At 43.0% G+C, this 26,524-nt stretch carries 24 protein-coding genes; 20 read left to right on the top strand and 4 right to left on the bottom strand.

Annotation, left to right across the window (positions count from 1 at the left end):
* Positions 1-123 precede the first annotated feature (123 nt).
* The 8 genes from G5B11_RS08495 (at position 124) to G5B11_RS08460 (ending at position 7,920) form a co-directional block, all read left to right on the top strand.
* The gene (locus tag G5B11_RS08495; protein WP_158421857.1) at positions 124-1,287 is read left to right on the top strand and encodes an ABC transporter substrate-binding protein; all 1,164 of its coding nucleotides are present in this window, start codon (positions 124-126) and stop codon (positions 1,285-1,287) included.
* Positions 1,288-1,539: 252 nt separating this feature from the next.
* Positions 1,540-2,424: a branched-chain amino acid ABC transporter permease gene (locus G5B11_RS08490; RefSeq protein ID WP_158421858.1), complete on the top strand. Its 885-nt coding sequence runs from the start codon at positions 1,540-1,542 to the stop codon at positions 2,422-2,424.
* Positions 2,425-2,434: 10 nt separating this feature from the next.
* Positions 2,435-3,508, top strand: coding sequence for a branched-chain amino acid ABC transporter permease (locus G5B11_RS08485; protein ID WP_173727668.1), 1,074 nt, complete (start codon positions 2,435-2,437; stop codon positions 3,506-3,508).
* A gap of 2 nt (positions 3,509-3,510) precedes the next feature.
* Positions 3,511-4,269 carry an ABC transporter ATP-binding protein gene (locus tag G5B11_RS08480; RefSeq protein WP_173727633.1) on the top strand — a complete coding sequence of 253 codons (759 nt, stop codon included), beginning with the start codon at positions 3,511-3,513 and terminating at the stop codon, positions 4,267-4,269.
* A gap of 13 nt (positions 4,270-4,282) precedes the next feature.
* On the top strand, positions 4,283-4,993 hold the full coding sequence (locus G5B11_RS08475) for an ABC transporter ATP-binding protein (RefSeq protein ID WP_158421861.1): 711 nt from the start codon (positions 4,283-4,285) through the stop codon (positions 4,991-4,993).
* An 11-nt stretch (positions 4,994-5,004) separates the two neighbouring features.
* On the top strand, positions 5,005-5,634 hold the full coding sequence (locus tag G5B11_RS08470) for a cytidylate kinase-like family protein (RefSeq protein ID WP_158421862.1): 630 nt from the start codon (positions 5,005-5,007) through the stop codon (positions 5,632-5,634).
* Between the two features lie 151 nt (positions 5,635-5,785).
* Positions 5,786-6,490, top strand: a complete 705-nt coding sequence (locus G5B11_RS08465; RefSeq protein ID WP_330603103.1) for a polysaccharide deacetylase family protein — start codon at positions 5,786-5,788, stop codon at positions 6,488-6,490.
* A 110-nt stretch (positions 6,491-6,600) separates the two neighbouring features.
* The gene (locus G5B11_RS08460) at positions 6,601-7,920 is read left to right on the top strand and encodes a replication-associated recombination protein A (RefSeq protein WP_158421863.1); all 1,320 of its coding nucleotides are present in this window, start codon (positions 6,601-6,603) and stop codon (positions 7,918-7,920) included.
* Between the two features lie 52 nt (positions 7,921-7,972).
* Here G5B11_RS08460 and G5B11_RS08455 read toward each other — a convergent pair whose 3' ends face one another.
* Genes G5B11_RS08455 through G5B11_RS08445 form a run of 3 tightly spaced genes read right to left on the bottom strand, consistent with a single transcriptional unit; the run spans position 7,973 to position 10,128 of the window.
* On the bottom strand, positions 7,973-8,485 hold the full coding sequence (locus G5B11_RS08455) for a DUF4364 family protein (RefSeq protein WP_158421864.1): 513 nt from the start codon (positions 8,483-8,485) through the stop codon (positions 7,973-7,975).
* Between the two features lie 24 nt (positions 8,486-8,509).
* Positions 8,510-9,439, bottom strand: coding sequence for a TIGR01212 family radical SAM protein (locus tag G5B11_RS08450; RefSeq protein ID WP_173727631.1), 930 nt, complete (start codon positions 9,437-9,439; stop codon positions 8,510-8,512).
* A complete protein-coding gene (locus G5B11_RS08445) occupies positions 9,436-10,128 on the bottom strand; it encodes a YesL family protein (RefSeq protein ID WP_173727630.1) in 693 nt (230 codons plus the stop codon). The genes G5B11_RS08450 and G5B11_RS08445 overlap by 4 nt, the downstream gene beginning before the upstream one ends.
* A 249-nt stretch (positions 10,129-10,377) precedes the next feature.
* Here G5B11_RS08445 and G5B11_RS08440 point away from each other — a divergent pair, with 249 nt between their 5' ends.
* From G5B11_RS08440 to G5B11_RS08400, 9 genes are all read left to right on the top strand, one after another.
* The gene (locus G5B11_RS08440; RefSeq protein ID WP_244092950.1) at positions 10,378-11,388 is read left to right on the top strand and encodes a substrate-binding domain-containing protein; all 1,011 of its coding nucleotides are present in this window, start codon (positions 10,378-10,380) and stop codon (positions 11,386-11,388) included.
* Between the two features lie 21 nt (positions 11,389-11,409).
* On the top strand, positions 11,410-12,906 hold the full coding sequence (locus G5B11_RS08435; protein WP_173727628.1) for a sensor histidine kinase: 1,497 nt from the start codon (positions 11,410-11,412) through the stop codon (positions 12,904-12,906).
* Positions 12,907-12,939: 33 nt separating this feature from the next.
* The gene (locus tag G5B11_RS08430; RefSeq protein ID WP_158421868.1) at positions 12,940-14,535 is read left to right on the top strand and encodes a helix-turn-helix domain-containing protein; all 1,596 of its coding nucleotides are present in this window, start codon (positions 12,940-12,942) and stop codon (positions 14,533-14,535) included.
* 69 nt (positions 14,536-14,604) lie between these two features.
* Positions 14,605-15,675 (top strand): sugar ABC transporter substrate-binding protein, encoded by a 1,071-nt coding sequence (locus tag G5B11_RS08425; protein ID WP_173727627.1) that lies wholly within the window; start codon positions 14,605-14,607, stop codon positions 15,673-15,675.
* 222 nt (positions 15,676-15,897) lie between these two features.
* The gene (gene chvE / locus G5B11_RS08420) at positions 15,898-16,926 is read left to right on the top strand and encodes a multiple monosaccharide ABC transporter substrate-binding protein (protein WP_244092953.1); all 1,029 of its coding nucleotides are present in this window, start codon (positions 15,898-15,900) and stop codon (positions 16,924-16,926) included.
* 139 nt (positions 16,927-17,065) lie between these two features.
* Complete coding sequence (mmsA, locus tag G5B11_RS08415) at positions 17,066-18,604, top strand: multiple monosaccharide ABC transporter ATP-binding protein (RefSeq protein WP_158421871.1); 1,539 nt, start codon at positions 17,066-17,068, stop codon at positions 18,602-18,604.
* 2 nt (positions 18,605-18,606) lie between these two features.
* A complete protein-coding gene (mmsB, locus tag G5B11_RS08410; RefSeq protein ID WP_158421872.1) occupies positions 18,607-19,791 on the top strand; it encodes a multiple monosaccharide ABC transporter permease in 1,185 nt (394 codons plus the stop codon).
* A 159-nt stretch (positions 19,792-19,950) separates the two neighbouring features.
* Complete coding sequence (locus tag G5B11_RS08405) at positions 19,951-20,673, top strand: phosphatase (RefSeq protein ID WP_173727625.1); 723 nt, start codon at positions 19,951-19,953, stop codon at positions 20,671-20,673.
* Between the two features lie 154 nt (positions 20,674-20,827).
* A complete protein-coding gene (locus G5B11_RS08400) occupies positions 20,828-21,130 on the top strand; it encodes a YerC/YecD family TrpR-related protein (protein WP_158421874.1) in 303 nt (100 codons plus the stop codon).
* A 72-nt stretch (positions 21,131-21,202) separates the two neighbouring features.
* Here G5B11_RS08400 and G5B11_RS08395 read toward each other — a convergent pair whose 3' ends face one another.
* Positions 21,203-21,838 (bottom strand): DUF1836 domain-containing protein, encoded by a 636-nt coding sequence (locus G5B11_RS08395; protein ID WP_158421875.1) that lies wholly within the window; start codon positions 21,836-21,838, stop codon positions 21,203-21,205.
* A gap of 400 nt (positions 21,839-22,238) precedes the next feature.
* Here G5B11_RS08395 and pcrA point away from each other — a divergent pair, with 400 nt between their 5' ends.
* The 3 genes from pcrA (at position 22,239) to rlmD (ending at position 26,466) form a co-directional block, all read left to right on the top strand.
* Positions 22,239-24,470: a DNA helicase PcrA gene (gene pcrA / locus G5B11_RS08390; protein WP_173727622.1), complete on the top strand. Its 2,232-nt coding sequence runs from the start codon at positions 22,239-22,241 to the stop codon at positions 24,468-24,470.
* A 231-nt stretch (positions 24,471-24,701) separates the two neighbouring features.
* On the top strand, positions 24,702-24,920 hold the full coding sequence (locus tag G5B11_RS08385) for a hypothetical protein (RefSeq protein ID WP_158421884.1): 219 nt from the start codon (positions 24,702-24,704) through the stop codon (positions 24,918-24,920).
* Between the two features lie 181 nt (positions 24,921-25,101).
* Positions 25,102-26,466 carry a 23S rRNA (uracil(1939)-C(5))-methyltransferase RlmD gene (rlmD, locus tag G5B11_RS08380; RefSeq protein WP_173727618.1) on the top strand — a complete coding sequence of 455 codons (1,365 nt, stop codon included), beginning with the start codon at positions 25,102-25,104 and terminating at the stop codon, positions 26,464-26,466.
* The last annotated feature ends 58 nt before the right edge of the window (positions 26,467-26,524 follow it).

The raw sequence follows: 26,524 nt of genomic DNA, 5'->3' as shown, positions 1-26,524 counted from the left end.
AAAAGTCATTAGGGAGCCAAAGCCGGCTGGATGGACCAGTGGGCTTTTTGACTATATATGAGATATACATGATCCGGTTTTCCCGCTGGCTTCTTCCTTAAAATCTAAGGAGGAGATTTTATTATGAGAAATCTGAAAAAAGTACTCAGTATCACAGCAGCCGCAGCGATGGCAGTTACATCCATTGCACCTGTATCTGTATTTGCAGATGACGAGGAGACTTTTAAGATTGGTGTGATCGGACCTATGACCGGTGATTACGCACAGTATGGTAACGGTGTTTACAACGCAGCTAAGATCGCAGCGGATGAGATTAATGAGAATGGTGGATTCAATGGATATAAGGTAGAGATCCTGGACGCAGGTGATGATCAGGGTGATCCTGATAAAGCCATCCATGCATATGATGATCTTCTTGACAAGGGTATGCAGATGCTTTGCGGAACAGTTACATCCGGTGCTTGTATCGCTGTTGCCAGTGAAGCAGCTGACAGCACATTCCTGTTTACACCTTCTGCTACAGCAGTAGAGAGTATTGAGGGAGGCGACAATGAATTCCGTATGTGCTTTACCGATCCTATGCAGGGTACCAAATCAGCAGAGTACATTTCTGAGAAAGGTCTTGCTACAAAGGTAGCTACACTGTATGATTCAGCAGCAGATTACAATGTAGGTGTTCACGATGCATTTGTTGAAGCTTGTGATGAATACGGTCTTGAGCTTGTAGATGATCAGAAATACACCACAGATAGTAATCAGGACTTCTCAGCACAGCTTCAGAGCATTAAGAAGAGCGGTGCAGAGCTTCTGTTCCTTCCTAATTATTACTCTGACAATGCACTGATCCTTCAGCAGGCAAGCGATATCGGTCTTGATATCAAATTCTTCGGAGTTGACGGTATGGACGGTATCCTGAATGTTGAGAACTTTGATACATCCCTTGCAGAGGGCGTTATGCTTCTGACACCTTTCGCTGCTACAGGTGAGGATGAGGCTACCAAGAACTTTGTAAAAGCATATGGTGATGCTAATAACGGTGAGGTTCCGAACCAGTTTGCAGCTGATGCATATGATGTGATCTATGCTATGAAGGCAGCAGCAGATGATGCAGGTATCACACCGGATATGTCCAATGAGGATATCAGTGCAGCAATGTCTGAGTCCATGCTGAACATCACAATTGATGGTCTTACAGGAGAAGCAAAATGGACAGAGGATGGCGAATGCGATAAAGCACCAAAAGCATATGTGATCAAAGATGGTGTTTACGCATCCATGGATGAATAATCCTTTGAACAAAATACAGGGACATTTTCCTGGATATACAGGGAATGGCCGTTAAGCAAACGGGGAGACGGTTAAGATGATTGCCGTCTCCCTCTTGTATTTAAGAAAATCCTGGTGATTTTCTTTAAAGTGACCTGGAGCGTGTCTGAAAATTTACTTCCGGAAAGACTAAGACTTTAGACTATTTACATTCGGGAATGAATTTTCAAGCACGCTCATAAAATACAAATCATTCATATTACGAGGTGGGTTATGAGTTTTTTGGTATATTTAAAAGACGGGATAAACCTTGGAAGTATCTACGCAATGATCGCACTTGGTTATACTATGGTGTATGGAATTGCAAAGATGCTGAATTTTGCCCATGGCGATGTAATCATGGTTGGTGCTTTTGTGATCCTTACCGCTATCACAAAAGCCGGACTGTCACCTGCAGTGGCAATTCTTTTATCTGTTGTGATCTGTACATTGATGGGTGTTGTGATCGAGGCAGTTGCATATCGTCCTCTCCGTAAAGCATCATCTAATCTGGCAGTTCTGATCACTGCCATTGGTGTCAGCTATCTTCTGCAGAACCTGGCTCTTTTGGTTTTTGGCGCTGATGCGAAGAGCTTTGTTACAGTGATCGATCTTCCGTCTCTGTCTTTGTTTGGTGGAGAACTGGTGATCAAGGGGATGACGATCCTGACCATTGTTGCATGTATTGTGATCATGGTTGGATTACAGCTTTTTGTTAAGAAGACGAAGCCTGGACGTGCCATGCAGGCAGTTTCCGAGGATCGGGATGCTGCACAGCTGATGGGTGTTAATGTAAATGCAACCATCTCCCTTACTTTTGCTATTGGTTCTGGGCTGGCTGCGATTGCAGGTCTTTTCATGTGCTCTGCATACCCAACTCTTTCTCCTTACACAGGTGCTATGCCTGGTATCAAGGCTTTTGTAGCTGCTGTATTTGGAGGCATAGGATCCATTCCAGGTGCGATGATCGGCGGACTTCTCCTTGGTGTGATTGAGATCTTCAGTAAAGCATATATTTCTTCTCAGGTTGCAGACGCTATTGTGTTTGGAGTCCTGATTATTGTACTCCTTGTAAAACCGGCAGGATTATTCGGTAAGAATATCCAGGAGAAAGTGTGAGGTGGACAAGATGAAGAAAGGTATGAACAAAACATCAAAAAACAATTTTATTACATATGGCATGGTGCTTGTGATCTTTGCTGTTGCACAGACGCTTTCTTCCACAGGAAATCTGTCCAGGCTTCTGACAGGTCTTCTTGTTCCAATCTGTGTATATGTAATTGCAGCCATTTCCCTGAACCTGGTTGTAGGTTATTCTGGTGAATTGAGCCTTGGACATGCAGGCTTTATGTGCGTGGGCGCATATGCAAGTGCAGTATTTTCTCATGTTGCAAGCGATGTGATCCCCTCTGTACCAAGACTGATCATTGCGATTCTCATCGGGGCAGCAGTAGCTGCACTCCTTGGTTTCCTGATCGGCATTCCGGTACTTCGTCTTCGGGGGGACTATCTTGCTATCGTAACACTTGCTTTTGGCGAGATCATTAAGAATCTGATCAATATTTTGTATGTGGGTGTGGACAGCAAAGGCCTTCATGTTGCTACAAGCTCCGGTGCGCTTCAGCTGGAGCCGGGTGGAAAGCAGATCATTAAGGGGGCGCTTGGTATTTCCAAGACAGCTACACTTTATAAAGACATTAAAGATTACTTTTTCCTGATCGGTGTGATTCTGGTACTGGTGTCTCTGTTTGTTGTACAGAACCTGGTAAATTCCAGAAGCGGACGTGCCATTACGGCTACCAGGGATAATCGTATTGCTGCAGAATCCATTGGCATCAATGTAACCAAGAACAAATTGCTTGCTTTTACCATTTCAGCAGCGATTGCAGGTGTGGCAGGTGTGCTTTATGCACATAACCTTTCCATGCTGAAGGTTTCCGTTTTTGACTATAACCTGTCTATTACATTCCTGGTTTACGTGATCCTTGGCGGTATTGGTAATCTTCGTGGTTCCATCATTGCTACTATTATCCTGTATGCCCTTCCGGAGCTGCTTCGTGGATTCTCCACATACCGTATGCTGATCTATGCAATTATTATGATCGTTATGATGCTGTTTAACTGGGCTCCTGCTGCAAGGGATTTCAGAAGCAGAGTAGCTGATAAATTAAAAAAACATGGAAAAGAAAAGGAGGCGGCTTGATCATGGCTATTTTAGAGGTAAAAAACCTGTCCATTCAGTTTGGCGGCCTTCATGCAGTTGATAATTTTAATATTCAGATCAACCAGGGGGAATTATACGGCCTGATCGGACCTAACGGAGCAGGAAAAACAACTGTATTCAATCTTCTTACCGGTGTATATAAGCCTACTGAAGGGATCATCAAGCTGGACGGCGTTGATATTACAGGTAAAAATCCTATAGAGATCAATAAAGCAGGTGTTGCAAGAACTTTCCAGAATATCCGTCTGTTTAAGGATATGACAGTGCTGGACAATGTAAAAGCAGGTCTGCACAACAATTATAAGTATTCTACCTTTACAGGTGTATTCAGACTTCCAAAATATTTTAAAGTTGAGAAGCAGATGAATGAAAAAGCTATGGAGCTTCTGAAAGTGTTCGGTCTTGATGCTTTTGCAGATTATCTTGCAAGCAACCTGCCTTACGGTGAACAGCGTAAGCTGGAGATTGCCAGAGCACTTGCTACAGAACCTAAGCTGCTGCTTCTGGATGAGCCTGCAGCAGGTATGAACCCTAATGAGACTCAGGAACTGATGGATATGATCCGTTTTGTACGTGACCATTTCAATATGACGATCCTGCTGATCGAGCATGATATGAAGCTGGTAGGCGGTATCTGTGAGGAACTGACTGTTCTGAACTTTGGTCAGGTCCTTTGCCAGGGCAAGACAGCACAGGTGCTGAAAGACCCGGCCGTTATCACAGCATATCTGGGAGAGTAAGGAGGAAACGAAAATGGCAATGTTAGAAGTAAAAGATTTGCACGTATATTATGGTGTGATCCATGCATTGAAGGGGATTTCCTTTGAAGTAAACCAGGGAGAGGTTATTGCACTGATCGGCGCCAATGGCGCAGGAAAAACCACCACCCTTCAGACATTGACAGGTCTTCTTAGCGCAAAAGAAGGATCCATCACTTTTGAGGGCAAGGATATTACAAAGATTCCGGCCCATAAGATCGTGGAACTTGGAATTGCCCATGTACCGGAAGGGCGAAGGGTGTTTTCTGATCTGAGTGTTTATGAGAATCTGATCATGGGAGCTTACACAAGAAAGGATAAGGCTGAGATCCAGGAAAGCCTTGCCGGTATTTATAAGCGCTTCCCCAGACTGGAAGAGCGAAAAGGGCAAAGAGCAGGTACCTTATCAGGTGGTGAGCAGCAGATGCTTGCCATGGGTCGTGCACTGATGAGCAAACCAAAGCTGATCGTTATGGATGAGCCCTCTATGGGTCTTTCACCTATTTTTGTTAATGAGATCTTCGATATAATACGTGTAGTAAGTGAGAGCGGTACAACCGTTCTTCTTGTAGAACAGAATGCTAAGAAGGCTCTTACCATTGCAGACCGTGCATATGTACTGGAGACTGGAAGAATCAGCATGAGCGGCAAAGCCAGTGATTTGCTTAATGATAAGGCTGTGCAGAAGGCATATCTGGGAGAATAAGGAGGGACGACATGAGTAATTATGTGATTACCATTGCAAGACAGTATGGCAGTGGCGGCCGTACAGTAGGCGAAATGCTTTCCAAGAAGCTGGGGATTTCCTATTATGATAAGGACATTATCCGTATGGCTTCTGATGACAGTGGGATCCATGAAACACTTTTTGGAAGAGTGGATGAGTACAGTAGTGCCAAGCCGCCTCTTTTCAAAAAAGAAAGCATTTATACAGGAGATCTGATCCCACCACACAGCAAAGAATTTACATCCGATGAGAATCTTTTTAATTATCAGGCCAAAACGATCCGCCATCTGGCAGAGACGGAGTCCTGTGTGATCATTGGACGTTGTTCCAATTATGTGCTGAAGGATTATCCCAATGTTTTAAGTGTGTTTATTCATGCATCCTGGGAATTCCGTATGGAGAAGGCAGCAGAGAAACTGAGCAAAACACCAAGGGAGATTGAGAAATTCCTTCAGAAGGATGATAAACGCAAGTTTGAATATTGCCGCAGATTTACAGGCAAAGAGTGGACAGATGCTACTAATTACGATCTGTGTCTTGACAGCAGCAAGCTTGGCTACGATAAGTGCGTAGAGGAAATCGAACACAGGCTGGCACTTCTTCGGGAGAAGCTTAACTAAATCTGTGAGCACAAAATTACAATAATAAGGTATGCAGGCAGCGGGGACTTCAGGGTTCTCGCTGTTGTTTTATATCAGCTGTGAGAAGATATACCGGTGTTTCCAATAGTCTATTCAGAAGAAATCTGCATATAGTATAGGAAAAGGCGGAGTGGATTTCAAAATGGAGAAGAACTGGATCAAAAAGATCAGAACGATAGCAGCTGCACTTACATGGAGTCTGTTCCTGGCAGCAGTAGGAGTGGGGGCTGGAGCTTTCAATCGGGAAAAAAGGCAGATCATCCAGGTGATACAGATAGAGAAGCCAAAAGTTGCCCTTACCTTTGACGACGGTCCAAACAAAAAGTATACACCGGCTCTATTAAATGAATTAGGAAAAAGAGGAATCCATGCCTCTTTTTTTCTTATGGGTAAAAACATCCCGGGAAATGAAAAGCTGGTGCAACAGATGCAAAAGGAAGGACATCTGTTGGGAAACCATACTTATAATCATGTAGAGCTGGATAAAATCCCTGTTGCCCAGGCTAGAACTGAGGTAGAAAGAACCAGTAATGAGATATACAAGATCACTGGGGTGTATCCCCAGTATGTACGTCCTCCCTTTGGAGCCTGGCCGAAAAATTTTGACCTTTTGGTGACTATGTTCCCGGTTCTTTGGGATGTGGACACATTGGACTGGAAAAGTAAAAATGTGGATTGCATTATGAGACTGGTACGATCTCAGGTAAAAGACGGCTCAATCATCCTGATGCATGACGGCTACCAGACTTCTGTGGATGCAGCCGTGCAGATCATGGATGAACTGCTGGAGCGAGGCTATGAATTTGTGACTGTGGATCAGCTGCTGATCATGTAAAAACTGGGAACATATGTACTTTTACTAATTTTTCTGTTATAATTCCAATCATGAGGCAGATGAAATGTGAACAACAAGGACATAGTTCTTCAGATGGGAGTTACAGATATATGGATTTATTTGAATATGCAAAATCAAAAACAATGGAAAGAGAGTCCCCGCTTGCGTCTAGACTTCGCCCAAGGACTCTGGATGAGGTGGTGGGGCAGCAGCATATTGTGGGTAAGGACAAGCTGCTTTACCGGGCAATCAAGGCTGACAAGCTGACTTCAGTTATATTCTATGGACCGCCGGGAACAGGTAAAACCACGTTAGCAAAGGTGATTGCCAATACTACAAGTGCCAACTTTACACAGATCAATGCCACAGTGGCAGGGAAGAAAGATATGGAAGAGGTTGTCAAGCAGGCACAGGATACTCTTGGTATGTACGGTAAGAAAACGATCCTGTTCATTGACGAGATTCATCGTTTTAACAAAAGTCAGCAGGACTATCTGCTTCCTTTTGTGGAGGATGGAACAGTGATCCTGATCGGTGCCACTACAGAGAATCCCTATTTTGAGGTGAACGGTGCTCTTTTATCCAGATCTATTGTATTTGAACTGAAGGCCTTGGAAATACCGGAGATCAAGGAACTGATCCTGAGGGCTGTCCAGGATACAGAAAGAGGAATGGGCAGCTACCAGGCTATGATCGATGAGGATGCCCTGGATTTCCTGGCAGATATGGCAGGGGGAGATGCAAGAAGTGCATTGAACGCCATTGAATTGGGGATCCTTACTACACCAAGAGGAGAGGATGGGAAGATCCATATTACTCTTGAAGTGGCTTCTGAGTGCATCCAGAAGCGGGTGGTACGTTATGACAAGAACGGGGATAATCATTATGATATTATTTCTGCTTTCATTAAAAGTATGCGGGGATCAGATCCAGATGCTGCCGTTTATTATCTTGCAAAAATGCTGTATGCAGGAGAAGATGTGAAATTTATTGCAAGAAGGATTATGATCCTGGCTTCGGAGGATATTGGAAATGCAGATCCCCAGGCGATTCAGGTAGCTGTGGCAGCAGCCCAGGCTGTGGAGCGTGTAGGCATGCCGGAGTCACAGATCATTCTGGCCCAGGCAGCAGCTTACATGGCATGCGCCCCCAAAAGTAATTCAGCAGTGAATGCAATTTTTGCAGCTATGGATTCTGTAAAACATAAGCGCACAACAGTGCCTGCCCATTTGCAGGATGCCCATTATGGCGGTCATGAGAAGCTTGGCCATGGCATCGGCTATAAGTATGCACACGATTTTCCTAATCATTATGTGGAGCAGCAGTATCTGCCTTCTGAGATACTTGGGGAAACTTTTTATGAATTAAGTGATATGGGATATGAGAAAAAACTGAAAGAACATATGGAGAAGATCCGGGAGCAGGCTTAAGAAGACCATATTCTGCCGGAGTATAGAGAAACAGATATAAAAGTGGAGGGGCTTATAACAGCTCCTCCATTAATTTATCATAGATTTTCTGATATTTTAAAGGCCAAGCCTTACATACCGCTTCCGCAGCTTCCAGTGTGGGAACGGAAATATTCAGGTCGATCAGGGATACGTTTTTCTCAAGAAGCTGACAGCGTACAGAGTAGTTTCCCTGGGATGTAATATAATAATCAGCAGGGGTAACAATGGAATTCTGTACTTCATAACCGGCTGTTTTTAGAAATTCGGATACATCTTTACGAATCTCAGGTGAAAGGTCAGATTCAAAAAAAGAAAGGGTGCTTGCACCATCAGAGGTGATCTGGTAATAAGAGGAATTGGACTTTACCCGCTTGTAGATCAGTCCTGCCTCCACAAGCTCGGAGATAGCCTGCTGAAGATGAAAATAATTGGTATAATCCCGGTCAAGGATAAATTCAGAAAGCTGAGAATTGGTAAGTTCCGTGTCTGAATGGGACAGCATGTACAAAATAATAAGCTTATATACTGTAAATGGTGTTTCCATACGATCAACCTCCTAAAATTGTATTTATACTTGGATAAAGGCTTTGCCCTGATAGCTGCCCTGCTCTTTCATCTGGTGATGGAGAAGATTCAGCACTTCCCGTTTCCTGGAAGCCCACAAAGGGGCGATCAGCAGATCCTTGGGACCATCTCCTGTTACCCTGTGAATCACTATGGAAGGATCCAGATGTTCCAGACAGCGGATCACCAGATCAATGTATTCTTCACGGTCCAGTACGGAAAACTTCCCAGTCTGGTAATCAGCAGCCAAATCTGTACCGGAAAGTACATGGAGAAGCTGAAGCTTGATCCCCTGGATCTGACAAGCGTTCAGGTACTTCATGGTGTCAAGCACATCCCTGGAGGTCTCCCCCGGAAGTCCCAGAATGGTATGTACGATCACATCCAGGCCTGCCTGATGAAGGCTTTGCATGGCCTGGTCAAAACAGGAAAGAGGATAACCTCTGCGGATATATCTGGCAGTGTGCTCGTGGATGGTCTGAAGACCAAGTTCTACCCACACAGGCTTGATCTGATTCAGCCTGGAAAGCAGCCGAATCACAGGCTCTTCCAGACAGTCCGGTCTGGTGCCGATGGATATGGCACAGATATCCGGGTTTTGGATGGCTTCGGTGAATATTCTCTCCAAATATTCTACAGGAGCATAGGTATTGGTGTAAGCCTGAAAATAGGCAATGTATTTATGAATCGGGCGTTTGGCAGACAACATCTGGATCTGTTGCCGGATCTGCTCCGTAATGGAAAGGGAAGCACTGGCAGCAAAATCACCACTGCCTCCTGCACTGCAGAAAATACAGCCTCTTTCCCCAATCTTACCGTCACGGTTGGGACAGGTCATGCCGCCATTCAGTGTAACCTTGTATATCTTTTCTCCGAACATCTGCCGAAGCATATAGTCAAGAGAATGATAAGGCTTGCCGTTCCAACTGGTCATGAACCGGATACCTGGGAGTCATTTCCCTGTTCCTGTTGGCCTTCCTCTGTCAGTGTGTTTTCCTTTGGAATATAGTTATCAAAAATCTTCACAAAAAAGTGTGAATTGATATAAGCAATAGTGGCAAAACCAGTAAGAACAAAAAGCATAAGCACCAGGGATTGAACCCTAGCTGTAGGAATATACAGGATGGCAACCGGCAGTGCTGTGATTAGAAGCATCAAAAGAGTATATGGAAGATGACGGATCGCCATCAGGAATGCGTTGATAAAGGTATTCTTAGTGGTGTTGTAAAACTTGGCAAGTACTGGGTAAATATAAATAAACACCATTACGTAAAGCAGCAGGATCATCATGAAGACTACAGAAAGTGCCTTACCAGGAAGGCCGCTCATGCTTTTTGCAATGGTCAGGTCAAAATACAGAAGTGCGCCTGTTACCAGCATGATCAGGTTGATGATAATAGACTGTTTTAAATTCTGTTTAAATGACTTGAAGAAACTTTTGGCAATGTAGGCTTCTTCATTGCGTACCATCTTCAGGGTAACGTAGAACATAGCGGTAATGGATGCACCTGCTGTGACAATAGGGAGACAGCAGAGTATGCATAGCAGGTTCAGGATGATCAGGTCGCTGACTCTGCTCATAAAAGTAAAAAACCTATTATCCATATCAAAAAAACGTCCCATATAAACAAACCTCCTAAAATATCAATATGGTATAGTATGATTGACAGTGTCAAAACACAAAAATTATGATTACACGGATAGTTTCGTGCTTTGCACTCCGCATTGTAATCATAGTATAACGAATCTGTGGGTAAAAAGCAATTGGAAGATTGGATGTGTTTTAGGTCAAAAATGTCTTTGATGAATGGGAGAATTTTGGTATAATATAAAAAAAAGGTTTGCCAGGTGTGGATGAGGGGAGTTTTGCGTATGGAAAACAGACACAGGATAGGCAGACAGGTGTGGCTGATGGTGGCTGCAGTACTGGTTGCTATTCTTTTCATTTTTTTTATCTCTTCTTATTATAATACAATCATGGAAAATGCAGGAGCCATGTCAGAAGAACTGAATCAGATTTATAAATATCAGTATGAAATGATCGTTGACAGTCGAAATGAAACCTTCTGGCAGGACGTATACAAGAATGCAAGAAAAGAAGCACTGGCTAACAGCGCAGTGCTGGAACTGAAAAGTGCTGAGAACGGCGGCGATTATACCAAAATGGACTATATGGATATGAGTATTGCCGCACAGGTAGACGGGATCATCCTGGAGTACAATGGAGAAAAGGGTATGCAGGAAAAGATCGATGAGGCAGTGGAAAAGGGAATCCCTGTGGTGATCATTGCCAATGATGCCACAAAGAGTACCAGACAGTCCTTTGTAGGGATCAATGATTATCAGCTGGGGCAGGTATATGGAGAACAGGTGGCAAAGCTGATAGATTCTTCCACTTCCAGGGTGATGCTTCTTTTGAACCGGGAACAGGAGCTTGGACAGAATCAGATTTATGCTCAGATCTACAGTGCCATTGAGAAGAAGGCAGGCAATGACCAGCGGATCAAAATACAGACCCGGAATATTTTGTCTTATAGTCGGTTTGATACGGAAGAAGAAATTCGCAGTATTTTCCAGGCACCGGAAGGACCGCCTCAGATCCTGCTTTGTCTGGATGAGGTGACGACCAAATGTGCGTATCAGGCCATGATCGATTACAACATGGTAGGAGATGTGAAGATCATTGGATATTATACCTCCAGAAGTATTATGGAGGCTGTTAAGAAAGGACTGATCCCTGTGACCATCAGCATGAATGTGGAGCAGATCGGAAAATACAGTATTGAAGCTCTCACAGAATATTGGGAAGAAGGCAGAACAAATGCCTATTATAATGTGGATCTGGATGTGATTGCCAGTACAAAGGACGAAACGATGTACTAGCTTAAGGACAGGGGAATAGTAATGAATAAAACAAGAAAAAAACTAAGATGGAAGGATCTTTCCCTTGCAGTAAAGGTTTTGATACAGGTAATAATTGTGGCTGTGATTCTTTTTGGTACAAACACACTTCTATATTGGCAGATGAACCGTACCATGCAGACACTGGATGCTGTATATGCCAGTAATGTGGATATTACAGAGCTTGCCCAGTCCCTGGAAAAGGTTCAGATTGGCATGTACGATTATCTTACAGTGAAGTCTTCAGATACATTGGAGGATTATTACCGTTATGAGGAGAATTATAGGAAGCTTCTGGAGAAGCTGAATGAACAGGTAATGGAGAATCCGGTAAAGCTTCTGGAACGTAATATACGGAATATGTCAGAAACCTATCTGGCTTATACGGCAGAGACAGTACAGGCAAAGCGTGGGCGGAATGTGGAGAAGTATAAGGACTCTTATGGGGAAGCCCTTCAGGTATATCATTATCTGAATACTTACATCGGAGAACTGAATGGACAGCAGTTTCTGAATAACTCTTCAAGCTACCAGGCTCTCCAAAGCGCTATTTGGTATCTGGAGATCGTAAGTTCTGTGCTTCTTATTATGGTTATGGGGATCTGCATGCTGATGCTGTATCTGATGGTAAAGAGTGTATCTGCTCCCCTTACAAGACTGGCAGCTACGGTAAAGCTGGTAGGACAGGCCAATTTTAATGTAAAAATGCCTTCCACAGATGCAGGAGATGAGGTTGGCGTACTGACAAGAACTTTTAATTCTATGGTATCAAGTCTGGAAGAATATGTGAATCTTACCAAAGAAAATATGGTAAAAGAACAGAAAATGATGGAGCGGGAACTTCTTATGACGAATCACCTGAAGGAAGCTCAGTTAAAGTATCTGCAGTCACAGATCAATCCTCATTTTCTTTTCAACTCCCTGAATGCAGGGGCGCAGCTGGCTATGATGGAGGATGCAGAGAAAACCAGTATTTTTGTGGAGAAGATGGCAGATTTTTTTCGCTACAATGTAAAAAAAGGCAGTGAAGATGCTACACTTCGGGAGGAAGTGGAGGCTGTGGAGAACTATATCTACATTTTGAATGTACGCTTTTCTGGAGAAATTCATTATACAACAGATGTGGATGAATCTGTGCTTGACTGCAGGATCCCCAGCATGATCTTACAGCCGATCGTGGAAAATGCTGTGAATCATGGTATCCGGAATATTGACTGGGAGGGCCGGATCCATCTGTGTATCAGACGAAAAGAAGAGTATATACAGATCAGTGTAAAAGATAACGGAAAAGGTATTTCCAGGGAACGGATCCGGCAGATATTGGACGGAGAGATCACCAGCGAGGAGGAAGCAGGGGATTCCACAGGTGTAGGTATGAACAATGTGATCAGCAGGCTGGAATTGTATTATGGAGAAAAAGGACTGTTGTCCATCCAAAGCCAGGGAGAAGATCTGGGAACTGAAGTGATCATACAGATTCCAGACAGTACCAGATGCTAAAGCACTTCATGGAAGCAGGGAAGGGAAAAGAAAATGTATAGGATATTAATTGCAGATGATGAAGGGATCATGGTGGAATCCCTTAAAACTATTATTACCAGCAGTTTTGGGGATGAATGTGAGATTGCCTGCGCAAAAACCGGAAGGGCAGTGGTAGAACAGGCAGAAAGCTTTCGGCCGGATATTGCGCTGGTGGATATTCAGATGCCGGGTCTGAACGGGATCCAGGCTATTAAAGAGGTTCGAAAGTTTAACCAGAACACTATTTTTATTATTATTTCGGCATATGACAAATTTCATTATGCACAGGAAGCCATTAATCTTGGGGTTCTGGAATATCTGATGAAGCCTGTGAATAAGAAGAAGATCCTGGAAGTCTGCACAAAGGCTATGCAGCTGGTGGATGAGACAAGGAAGAAGCGGAGTGATGACCTAAAGATCCGTGAAAAGCTGGAGATCGTAGTGCCTGTGATCGAGTCTGGTTATATATACAATCTTCTGCTTCTTGACGAATTCCATACATATCAGAGCAATTATCAGGTTCTGCTGAATATTACACAGGAATATGCTTTTATGGTGGTAGTGGAATTTGGCGACAGTGTGGAGAATGGCGTGCTTACCAATGCAGTAGGAGCCAGTGTAAAGGCCAATAAATTCTATACAGAGTTTCGGGAGATCGCCAAAAGCTTTCTGGATTGTCTGGTAGGGCCTGTGATGGGAAACCGCATCATCCTTCTTGTGCCATATCAGACGGGGAGCGTAGAGTATGAAGAACGTGTGGAGATCCTTACCCGGATGCGCAATATGATCCATCGTCTGGAAAACAGGATCGATTGTAAGTTCAGAGGTGGGATTGGCAGAGTTAAGTCCTGGGAAAATGTGAAAGATTCTTACACTGAGGCTTTACGTGCACTGCGTGAAGGAGACAGCCATGTGGTACATATTAATGATATTCCCATTGTAAAGGATTATGACGGAGAATACCCACTGGAATTGGAAAATCGTTTTCTTCAAAGAGCAATGGAACCGGATTATGCAGGGGCAATGGATACAGCCAACCGGTTTTTTGAGTGGATGCTGGAGCATTACCAGGAGTACAGGGAAGACATTGAGATCAAAGTGCTGGAGCTGGTAATGAGGATTGAGCATACAGCGTTTTTTAAGGGCGGAGTGAAGTATGGTTTTCGCTACAGGGAGAACTACCTGAAAGAGATTCATGGATGCAGGGACTATGAAGAATTACGGAACTGGTTTTTGGAGAAAACAGCCCACGTATGCCAGGGCATGGCAACTACAAAGGAAAAGGAATCCGAGTCTGTAGTTGCAAAAGCCAGGAACTATATTGATGAAAATTATAATAAGGATATTTCTCTTGATGAGGTTTCCAGAATGGTGGATATCAGTCCATATTATTTCAGTAAGTTATTTAAGCAGGAACAAGGCGAGGGCTTTGTGGAGTATCTGACCAGGATCAGGATGACAAATGCCAGACAGCTTCTAAAGAACCAGAAGTACAGTATTAAAGAAATCTGCAGCATGTGCGGGTACAGTGATCCCAATTATTTCAGCAGGATCTTTAAACGTTATGAAGGGGTAACCCCCAGTGAATTCAGAGAAAGATTAGGATAGTGTTAAACGATCTGGGAAAGATTCGGCAAAACAAAACACTCAGATGAAGATGAGGGTAGGAGAAGCAATATGAAGAAACGGAAAAAAGTAATATGCCTGTTTTTGTGTATATGTGTTCTTGGAGTTGGATGTGGAAGTAAAACTTCAGAAAGAACACAGGACAGTGGGCAGCAGGCAGAAGAAAATAATAACAAAGAAAATCAGGAAGTAAAGATAGGGTTTAGTTTTGATTCCTTTGTGATCGAACGTTGGATCCGTGACAGGGATGTATTTGTTTCCACAGCTAAAAAGCTGGGAGCTTCTGTGAACGTGCAGAATGCAAATGGCAGTGTGCAGGAACAGATTTCCCAGATCCAGTATCTGATCGATAAAAATGTGGATGTTCTTGCAGTGGTGGCTGCAGACTGTGCGGCTTTGTCTGATGTGATGCATGCAGCAAAGGAAAAAGGGATCAAAACTATCAGCTATGACCGTCTGATCCTGAATGGAGATTCAGATCTGTATGTTTCTTTTAATAACAAAGCAGTAGGCACTTTAATGGGAAAGGAACTGAAACGTGATCTGCCAGATGGGGGACAGATCATTATGATCCAGGGAGCTGAAGAAGATAATAATGTGAAGCTGGTGTATCAGGGCTTTATGGAGGAATTGGAAGGCAGCAATCTGGAAGTGGTTTATGAAGCACATTGTAAAGGCTGGAGAGCAGAGCTGGCTGTGGATTATCTGGATGAAGCATTGGAAAAATATCCGGATGTAAGTGGGATCATGTGCGGGAATGATGATATAGCAGCTCAGGTAGTACGTGTTCTGGCAGAACACAGACTTGCCGGAAAAGTACAGGTGGTAGGACAGGACGGAGATCTGGCTGCCTGCCAGAGGATCGTGGAAGGCACCCAGACAATGACAGCTTTTAAATCAGTTGAGCTTCTGGCAAAGGTTGCAGCCAGGTATGCAGTCAGTATGGCAAAGGGAGAAAAGCTGTCCAGGATTAACAGCAGTATAAATGATGGCTCAGGGGATATTCCATTTTGTATGCTTCAGCCTATTTCCGTTACCAGCCGGAATATGGATGAGATCATTATTGACGGTGGCTATCATTCCGTAGAAGATGTGTATCTGAATGTTCCCAGGGAGGACTGACTGAAATAAAAAGTCAATAGGATTTTTTTGTAGCAAAAATGTCTTGCTTATGGCAGGACATTTTTTGTTTTCCGTAAATAATCCGATATTTTGACAACTATGTCCTGTATTGCCCGTGCTAAGATAACATCATCAAAAATGAATGTACCGAGAAGGTATGAGATTAAAGGGAGGATTTACAAAATGAAAAGAAAATTATTTGCTGCAACTCTTTGTGCATCAATGGTAGCTGGTCTGGTAGTAGTTCCTACAGTTGCACACGCTGATGAAAGCAAGGGACTGATCGGTGTTGCAATGCCTACCCAGGATCTTCAGAGATGGAATCAGGACGGCGAGAACATGAAGAAAGAGCTGGAAGCAAAAGGCTATGAGGTAGATCTGCAGTATGCAGGAAATGAAGTTAGCACACAGGTTTCCCAGGTTGAGAATATGATCGCTAATGGAGATGAGCTCCTTGTGGTTGCTTCCATCGAAGGTGATTCTCTTGGAACCGTTCTTGCTCAGGCAAAAGAAAATAATATCCCGGTTATCTCCTATGACCGTCTGATCATGAACACAGATGCAATTTCCTACTATGCAACATTTGATAACTATCTTGTTGGTAAGACACAGGGCCAGTTCCTGGTAGATGCTCTGGATCTGGACAATACAGATGGACCTTACAACATTGAGTTCGTTACAGGTGATCCTGGTGACAACAATGTAAACTTCTTCTTCGGCGGTGCTATGGATGTTCTTCAGCCATACATTGATGAAGGAAAACTGGTTGTTCCGTCCGGACAGATGACAAAGGATGAGGTTGCTACAGCAAACTGGTCAACAGAAACTGCACAGTCCAGATTTGAGAATATCCTTTCTTCCTACTATGCAGATGGCACAAATCTTGACGCTGTTCTTGCATCCAATGACTCCACAGCACTTGGTGTAGAGAATGCTCTTGCAGCAAACTACACAGGCGAATATCCGATCATCACAGGTCAGGACTGTGACATTGCAAACATGCCGAATATCATTGATGGAAAACAGGCTATGTCCGTATTCAAAGATACACGTACACTGGCTTCCAAGGTTGTTGAAATGGTTGATGCTATCATGCAGGGTGGCGAGGCTCCTGTAAACGATACAGAGACATATGACAACGGCACAGGCGTTATTCCTTCATTCCTTTGCGAGCCTGTAGTATGCACAGCTGACAACTACAAAGAACTTCTTGTTGATTCCGGATATTACACAGAGGATCAGCTGAAATAATCAGTTTCATATGAACTGACATAATAAGTAATAATTTTGAGGCTGCCGCATAAAAGGTCTTCTGGCTGTTTATGCGACAGCCCCAGTTTTAAAAATATTGGTTTCTGGATTAAATTGGGAAAGTCTGGAGGGAAAAATTTTGGCAAAGATACTGTTGGAAATGAAGAATATCACCAAAACATTCCCCGGTGTGAAAGCGCTAGATAACGTAAATCTACAGGTAGAGCAGGGCGAGATCCATGCGCTGGTAGGAGAAAACGGTGCCGGGAAATCGACTTTGATGAATGTTCTTTCGGGAATTTATCCTCATGGTTCTTATGAAGGCGATATCATTTATGACGGAGAAATCTGTAATTTCCATGATATTAAAGACAGTGAGGCAAAAGGAATTGTAATTATCCATCAGGAACTGGCTCTGATACCATATATGACCATCGGAGAAAATATGTTCCTTGGAAATGAGCGTGGAAAAAAAGCTGCCATCAACTGGGATGAGACATACCGGCTGGCAGAGAAATATACAAAACAGGTAGGTCTTACAGATTCTGTAAGGACTTATATCAAAGACATTGGAGTAGGCAAGCAGCAGCTGGTAGAGATTGCAAAGGCTCTGGCTAAGAATGCTAAGCTTCTGATTCTGGATGAGCCTACTTCATCTTTGAACGAGGCGGATTCCCAGGCACTTCTGGATCTGCTTCTTAAATTAAAAAAAGAAGGGCTGACATCCATCATTATTTCACATAAGCTGAATGAGGTTTCCTATGTGGCAGATAAGATCACTGTGATCCGTGACGGCTCTACCATTGAAACACTGACAAAGGGCGTGGATGATTTCTCAGAGGAGAGGATCATTAAAGGTATGGTAGGCCGTGAGATCGCTGACCGTTTCCCAAAACGGCCAGGGGTAAAGATCGGTGATGTGCGTATGGAAGTTAAGAACTGGAATGTGTACCATCCACTGTATAATGAGCGAAAAGTTGTGGACAATGTATCCCTGAATGTGCGTAAAGGTGAGGTTGTAGGTATTTCTGGATTGATGGGAGCAGGACGAACAGAGCTTGCCATGAGTATTTTCGGAAAAAGTTATGGGACCAATATCAGTGGACAGCTTTTTATTAACGGAAAAGAAGTTCATCTGAAAAGTGCTAGGGATGCCATCGAGCACAAGCTGGCCTATGTGACAGAGGACAGAAAAGGCGATGGTCTGATTCTCAGTAATTCCATCAAGAATAATACCAGTCTGGCAAATCTGGCAGGTATCAGTAATCATGGGGTCATTGACCAGGACAAAGAGTATGCTGTAGCAGTGGAATATAAGGATAAGCTGAAAACCAAATGTCCTACAGTTGAACAAAATGTGGGTAACCTAAGCGGTGGAAACCAGCAGAAGGTGCTTCTTGCAAAATGGATGTTTGCAGATCCGGACATCCTGATCCTGGATGAGCCTACCCGAGGGATTGATGTTGGTGCAAAGTATGAGATTTACTGCATCATTAATAGTCTTGTGGCAGAAGGCAAATCTGTGATCATGATTTCCTCTGAGCTTCCTGAAGTTCTTGGAATGTCAGACAGGATCTATGTAATGAATGAAGGCAGAATTGCAGGAGAATTATCTTCAGAAGAAGCTTCCCAGGAAGTGATCATGACCTGCATTATGCAGTCAAGCAAAGGAGAGTAAAAATGGATAAGACAAAGTTTAAAGAAGGTTTTCAGAAATATACAATGATCATTGTCCTGGTGCTTGTAACTATATTTTTCGCATGGGGAACACAGGGCAAGATTCTTCTTCCTCAGAATATTAACAATCTGATCTCACAAAATGCATACGTATTTGTACTGGCTACAGGTATGCTGCTGTGTATCCTGACAGGAGGAAACATCGACCTTTCTGTTGGATCCGTAGTATGTTTTGTAGGTGCCCTGTGCGGCATTTTTATGGAAAATATGAACCTTCCAGATGGAGTAGCCATTATTCTGGCACTTCTTATCGGTACACTCATCGGAGCATGGCAGGCATTCTGGATCGCTTATGTAAGAATCCCTCCTTTTATTGTTACACTGGCAGGAATGCTGATGTTCCGTGGGTTGTCCAACGTGGTTCTTCAGGGAAAAACATTGCCTATCAAATCTGAGATTTTCGTAAAACTGTTTGGCGGCGGTGCAAACTGTTATATTCCGGATTTTCTCGGCGGAGAGGATGGATTTAATAAAGTCGCTCTTGCTGTAGGAATTATTGCATGTGCGATCTATGTGATCCTTACCATCAGAACTTACATGAATCGTAAGAAAAACGGTTATGACGCAGGAAGTGCTGTGGCTGTATACGGAAAAATGATCTTGATCGTAGCAGTGATCATGGCTGTATGTATAAAACTGGCGCAGTACAAAGGTGTTCCTACTTCTCTTGTATGGGTTATTCTGGTGGTAATTGTTTATGGCTATATTACCAGTAAAACAACCGTTGGACGTCATTTCTATGCAGTTGGCGGTAATGAGAAAGCAACTAAGCTTTCCGGTATTAATACAAACAGAGTTTACTTCATTGCTTATGCAAATATGGGCTTCCTTGCAGGTCTTGCAGGTCTTCTTACAGTTGCACGTATGACATCTGCTCAGCCTACATATGGACAGAACTATGAAATGGATGCAATTGGCTCCTGCTTTATCGGTGGTGCATCTGCTTACGGTGGAACAGGTACTGTACCTGGAGTTATTGTAGGTGCTGTGCTGATGGGTATTATCAACCAGGGCATGAGTATCATGGGTACTGACCAGAATATGCAGAAGGTTGTAAAAGGTGCGGTGCTTCTGGCAGCAGTTATCTTTGATGTAGTAAGTAAGAGAAAGTCCTTTATTGCGAAATAAGGGCAGAGAAACAGGTCTCTCAAGCATTAGTTGTTAAAATAATATTCTCTCGAGACGCAGAACAGGATATTGTCTTTGGACAGTATCCTTGTTTTGCTTTCCTGAAAAAATGTGTTATACTATGAAGACTGACAGGAAATCAGGAGGAGTGAGAAGATTATGGAATACAATTTCGAAGCTGATCTGCACACACATACCATTGCCAGCGGACATGCTTACAATACGATTCGTGAAATGGCACGGGCAGCAGCAGATAAAGGACTGAAAGCACTGGGGATCACGGAGCATGCTCCTAAGCTGCCGGGAACCTGCCACAGGTTCTATTTTGATAATCTGAAGATTGTTTCAAGAGAAATGTATGGGATCCGGCTTTTTCTTGGAAGTGAGGTAAATATTATGGATAGCCGGGGAACCCTGGACATGTCAGATAAGCTGCTTAATTCTATGGATATTGTGATCGCAAGCCTTCATATTGCCTGCACAGAGCCTGGGACAGTGGAGGAGAATACACAGGCTTACCTGAATGTGATTAAAAATCCATATGTAGATATTATCGGTCATCCGGATGACGGACGTTTTCCTGTGGATTACCAGGCAGTGGTGCAGGCGGCCAAGGACTATGGCAAGGTTCTGGAGTTAAATAATCATTCCCTGGATCCGGCCGGCTGCAGAGAGAATGCATGGGAGAATGACCGTAAAATGTTAAAGCTATGCAAGGAGTATCAGGTACCTATTGTGGTAGACAGTGATGCTCATTTTGATGAACTGATCGGCAGATTTGAGTATGCAGTACGACTTTTGAATGAAATGGATTTTCCAAAGGAATTGGTGCTGAATCGTTCTTATGAGTTGCTTTGTCAGTATCTGGAGAGACAAGCCTGACAGGAATATCTGGGAAATTACTGAAAAATCCCTTGCTTATCACAGTTTAGCGTGTTAAAATAACAAAAGATAATGCCATTCAGTAATGTATTGGAAAAGGGAATGAATGGAAATAAAACATATGCAGCTGCAGTTGCTGTAAAGGAGTAAGACTATGGGAAAAAATATCAGAACAGAGGCAGTTGACCATCTTTTTGAGGCAATCCTGTGTTTGAAAGATAAGGAAGAATGCTACACATTTTTTGAGGATGTGTGTACCATCAATGAGCTTTTATCCTTATCACAGAGATTTGAAGTTGCGAAGATGCTGATGGATAAGCGCACATACCTGGACATTTCAGAGAAGACAGGAGCTTCCACTGCTACGATCAGCCGTGTGAATCGTTCATTGAATTATGGTAATGACGGTTATGAAATGGTATTTGCCAGAATGAAAGCAAAAGAAGAGCAAGAATAAAAACTGAAATATATCAGATGGCAACATATATGATCAAGAAAAGTTCCGCGCAAAAACAGACGGCTGTCAGATTCAGCCGTCTGTTTTTTTGGAAGATTTTTTACGCTCTTTTTTGGTATCACCAGGAGCCATCTGGTCGATCAGCTTTTCGATGATCATTTTTTTGATGTATACGTCAAAGCTTAATTCACATATAAAGGAAAACTTTCGGAGAAATTCCTGATCCTGGGGATCTGCATCCTGAAAAGTCTTGGATGAAACAGAAAAATCCCGAAGAAGATTCTTCTCCATCTGCTCAATATGGTTTTTCTCCATCCCGAAAACTTCATTATAAATATAAGCCATATCTTTGCCGTCAGAACCTTTAAAATACTTTTCTGTGATAGGCTGAAAAAGGGTCTGGATGTCATTGATGGACAGAATATTTTTGAAGTAATATATAAAAATAAGCACAAGAAGATGGTCCCTGGAATATTTCTTCTTTTCAGGTGAGGGTAGAAGAGAGTTCTTGGCATAATTGTTGATCATGGTCTTGGTGAGAACTTTGTCCTCAGGATAGCGCTTGGTAGAAGCCAGTTGCCCCTCCATAAAGGTAGTTACCTGATCCATATAAAGATCAATATTGGGAAGATCTTCTGGTTTAATATAACTTAAACTGGATATATTCTGCAGAATACTATTTAAAATGTCTTTGTTATCAATTGTCATGTTTTATCACCTCATAATCCTTATTATATAGTTTTCAATACTACTTGTAAATAATTTTTTGGATTTTTCTCAAGAATGCCTCGGCATTCTTGCTGCGAGGTGCGCGTCATGCAATTGCATGACATACTTCTCCTGCGCACCTCTGCAATCCTGCCGGAGGCTATATCAGCTGGGGGATTGACTCCCACCACTGATACCAGCTTGTTTCTCACCACCTATAGAGGTGGGGGTCATCTCCCAGCTGATATAATTTCTTCGTCCTGATTCAGGTGTACTTGTGGCAAATAGGAATATCATGTATAATTCAAAGAGTAGTTTTTTGATGCTAAGGTAACTTAAGTACTGAGTAATTTATAGTATTTTCTGAGATTTTGATTTCAGTTTGAAAGGAAAAGCAAGAATGAGTATATATGACAGTTTAAATCCTATGCAAAGGCAGGCCGTTTTTCATACAGAAGGCCCATTGCTGATCCTTGCAGGTGCAGGATCAGGAAAAACCCGGGTGCTGACACATAGGATCGCATATCTGATCCAGGAAAAAGAAGTGAATCCATGGAATATCCTGGCAATCACTTTTACCAATAAAGCAGCGCAGGAGATGAGGGAAAGGGTAGACCGGATCGCAGGTTTTGGCTCAGATGCAATATGGGTATCTACCTTTCATTCCACCTGTGCAAGGATTTTAAGAAGGCATATTGACAATCTGGGATATGACACTAATTTTACTATTTATGATACAGATGACCAGAAGTCAGTGATCAAAGATGTATGCCGCAGGCTGAATGTGGATACAAAGATATTTAAAGAAAGGGCACTGTTGTCCCAGATCTCCCATGCAAAGGACAATCTGATTACTCCGGATCAGATGGAAATGGATGCGGCCGGTGATTTTAATCAGAAAAAAACAGCTATGGTATACAGGGAGTATCAGGCAGCCCTTCGTAAAAACAATGCGCTGGATTTTGATGATCTGATCGTAAAAACAGTAGAGTTGTTTCAGAATTGTGATCGTGTATTGGAATATTATCAGGAACGGTTTAAGTATATTATGGTGGATGAGTACCAGGATACCAATTATGCCCAGTTTAAATTTGTAAGTCTTTTGGCTTCCAGGTATGAGAATCTGTGCGTGGTTGGAGATGATGACCAGTCTATTTACAAGTTCCGGGGAGCTAATATTGAGAATATTTTGGGATATGAGCGGGTTTTTCCAAATGCGGCTGTGATACGTCTGGAGCAGAATTATCGTTCCACCCAGAATATCCTGAATGCTGCCAACCATGTAATCGCAAATAATGCAGAGCGTAAAGAAAAAACCTTATGGACAGAGAACGAAGAAGGGCCAAAGATCCATTTCAGGCAGTTTATGAACGGATTTGAGGAGGCAGAGTACATAGCAGGAGAAATCAGCAAGGCCCACAGGGAAGGGCTTTGCCAGTATAGGGATTGTGCCATCCTGTACAGGACCAATGCCCAGTCACGTTTATTTGAGGAGAAATTTATCAATGCCAATATACCTTATAAGATCGTAGGCGGAGTGAATTTTTATGCCAGAAAAGAGATCAAGGATCTGCTTTGTTATCTGAAAACCGTGGATAATGCAAGAGATGATCTGGCTGTACAGAGGATCATCAATGTGCCAAAGCGTGGGATCGGCGCCACCACGCTAGGTCGTGTCCAGGATTATGCAGATAAAATGGGCATCAGTCTTTATGAAGCACTTCGAGTAGCTGAAGAAGTGCCGTCTATAGGCAGAAGCTTATCCAAGATAGATGGCTTTGTTACTTTTATCCAGATGCTGAAAAGCAAGGCTCAGGCTTACACAGTGGAGGATCTGTTAAAGGAGATCATTGAACTTACCGGGTATGTGAAGGAACTGGAAGCTGAGGATACAGAAGAAGCAAGGGCAAGGATTGAAAATATTGACGAATTGATCAGTAAAACAGTTACGTATCAGCAAACTATGGAAGAGCAGGATCAGCCAGCTACTCTTGCAGGATTCCTGGAGGAAGTGGCACTGGTGGCAGATATTGACACAGTGGATCCGGAGCAGGATTATGTACTTCTGATGACCCTGCATAGTGCAAAGGGACTGGAATTCCCCAGGGTTTTCATGGCTGGTATGGAAACCGGGATTTTCCCAAGCTATATGTCCATTAATTACGGAGATGGTTCAGAACTGGAAGAAGAGAGAAGGCTGTGCTATGTGGGTATCACCCGTGCCATGAAGGAGCTGACCATGACCTGTGCAAGACAACGGATGGTGAGAGGTGAAACGCAGTATAACAAGGTGTCACAGTTTGTTCAGGAGATTCCAAGAGATCTGGTAGATCTGGGACACACCATACAGGAAAAGAAACCAAAGATGGAACAGGTATTCTCTTCTGACAGCAAATATTCCCAGATGAAGCAGATTTTTCAGACAAGAGCCTACAAGCCAAAAGAATTTAAAGTGACAAAAGCGGATGCCCTGGATTACCAGGTAGGTGATACTGTGCGACATATGAAATTCGGCGTTGGCATAGTGAAAGCCATTGCAGAAGGCGGCAGGGATTATGAAGTTACTGTAGATTTTGATAAAGTAGGTGTTAAAAAAATGTTTGCCAGCTTTGCAAAGCTGAAAAAAATATAACTGCAAGGGATACTGTCTGCTGAATGTATATAAAAGAATGTTGATTTGTGGTTGCTGTGAGCAGTTTGAATGATTTGCATGATCTTTTTTATCTTGGATATGGTAAAAAGACAGAATTGGTGGTATAATACCGAATATGAATGATGTTGGGACGTATGGTGTTTTTCTCAGTATCAGCAATTATGGGTGTTATCAGAAAAAGAGAGGATGGTATTGATCATGAATATTAAAATGGATAAGATCGAAGAATTATTGTCAACCTTAAAGAAAAAAGAAGATGAGAAGCAGAAGAATACAGTCCTCTGGGTACTGGCGATCATTGGAGCTGTAGCAGCTATTGCAGGTATTGCTTTTGCAGTATATCGTTTCTTTGCACCGGATTATCTGGAAGATTTTGAAGAAGATTTCGATGATGATTTCGATGATTATTTTGAGGATGAAGAAGAGTAAATAAGACAAACTGAAAAAGCTGTTGCATTAAAACATTTTCTACTGCTTAATGCAACAGTTTTTTTATGTACCAGGAAATTACTTTGTAATGTTCCTATTACATAAAAACTCCGTCTGCAACAGGAGATTCTTTTGTAATGTACCTGTGCGATCGTAAAGACATTGTGAGAGGTAGATTATTATGAAAAAAGGTGAAATATATCAGGGAGTTATTGAAAAAATTGATTTTCCCAATAAAGGGATCGTGAATATCGATGGTGAAAAGGTAATTGTAAAAAACGGGATCCCAGGGCAGAAAGTACGCTTTATGATCAATAAGAAGCGTTCTGGAAGAGCTGAAGGACGATTGCTTGAGGTATTGGAAAAGTCTCCATTGGAAACAAGAGATCCGGTATGTCCTGTTTTTCCCCAGTGTGGCGGCTGCATGTACCAGACTATGTCCTATGAGGAACAGCTGAAAATGAAAGAAACCCAAGTGAAAGAGCTTCTCACCCAGGCAGCAGGAGAAGATATCCACTGGGAAGGGATACATGGAAGTCCAAGAGAATTTGAATACAGAAATAAAATGGAATTTTCATTTGGGGATGAATATAAGGACGGACCTCTTTCCCTTGGCCTTCATAAAAAAGGCAGTACCTACGATATACTGACAGCAGATCACTGCAGGCTGGTACATACGGATATGAACAAGATCCTCCGGTGCGTGCTGGATTTCTTCACAGAACTGGGAGCTGTGCATTATCGCAAAATGCAGCATACCGGTTATCTGCGCCATCTACTACTTCGCAGAGGCGTAACAACAGGAGAGATTCTGGTGCATGTGATCACAACCAGCCAGGCAGAATATGATTATGCTCCGTTAGTGACAAGACTTCTGGCACTTCCGCTGGAAGGCAGGATCGTAGGAATCATGCATATTATCAATGATTCTCTTTCAGATGTGGTTCAAAGTGATGAAACCAGGCTTTTGTACGGACAGGATTACTTCTACGAAACTCTTTTGGGACTTCGGTTTAAAATCAGCCCATTTTCCTTTTTTCAGCCCAATTCTCTGGCAGCGGAAGTATTGTATTCCATTGTGCGGGAATATATTGGGGAAACTAAAGAAAAAGTAGTCTTCGATCTTTACAGTGGAACCGGAACTATTGCCCAGCTGCTTGCACCGGTAGCAAAAGAGGTGATTGGTGTGGAGATCGTGGAAGAGGCTGTGGAAGCTGCCAGAGAAAATGCAGCCTTTAATGGTCTGGAAAACTGTCATTTTATTGCCGGGGATGTGCTGAAGGTCCTGGATGATCTGACTGAAAAGCCGGATGTGATCGTGCTGGATCCCCCTCGTGATGGGATCCATCCCAAGGCATTGCCCAAGATTCTGGACTATCAGGTCGACAAGATCATTTACATTTCCTGCAAGCCCACCAGCCTGGCAAGAGACCTGCCTGCATTCATTGATGCTGGATACCAGATCCAAAAGACCTGCAGCGTGGACCAGTTTTGTTCCACTGTTCATGTGGAGACGGTCTGCCTTCTGTCGAGAAAAGCCCAATAAATCAAGGGCACTGAAAAAGTCTGATTCTAAAAAAGAATTGGGCTTTTTTTCGTATTTC

Origin of the sequence: Blautia glucerasea (assembly GCF_013304385.1) — a bacterium.
GTDB lineage: Bacteria > Bacillota > Clostridia > Lachnospirales > Lachnospiraceae > Blautia_A > Blautia_A ammoniilytica.
This window is presented reverse-complemented; position numbering and strand designations above follow the sequence as displayed.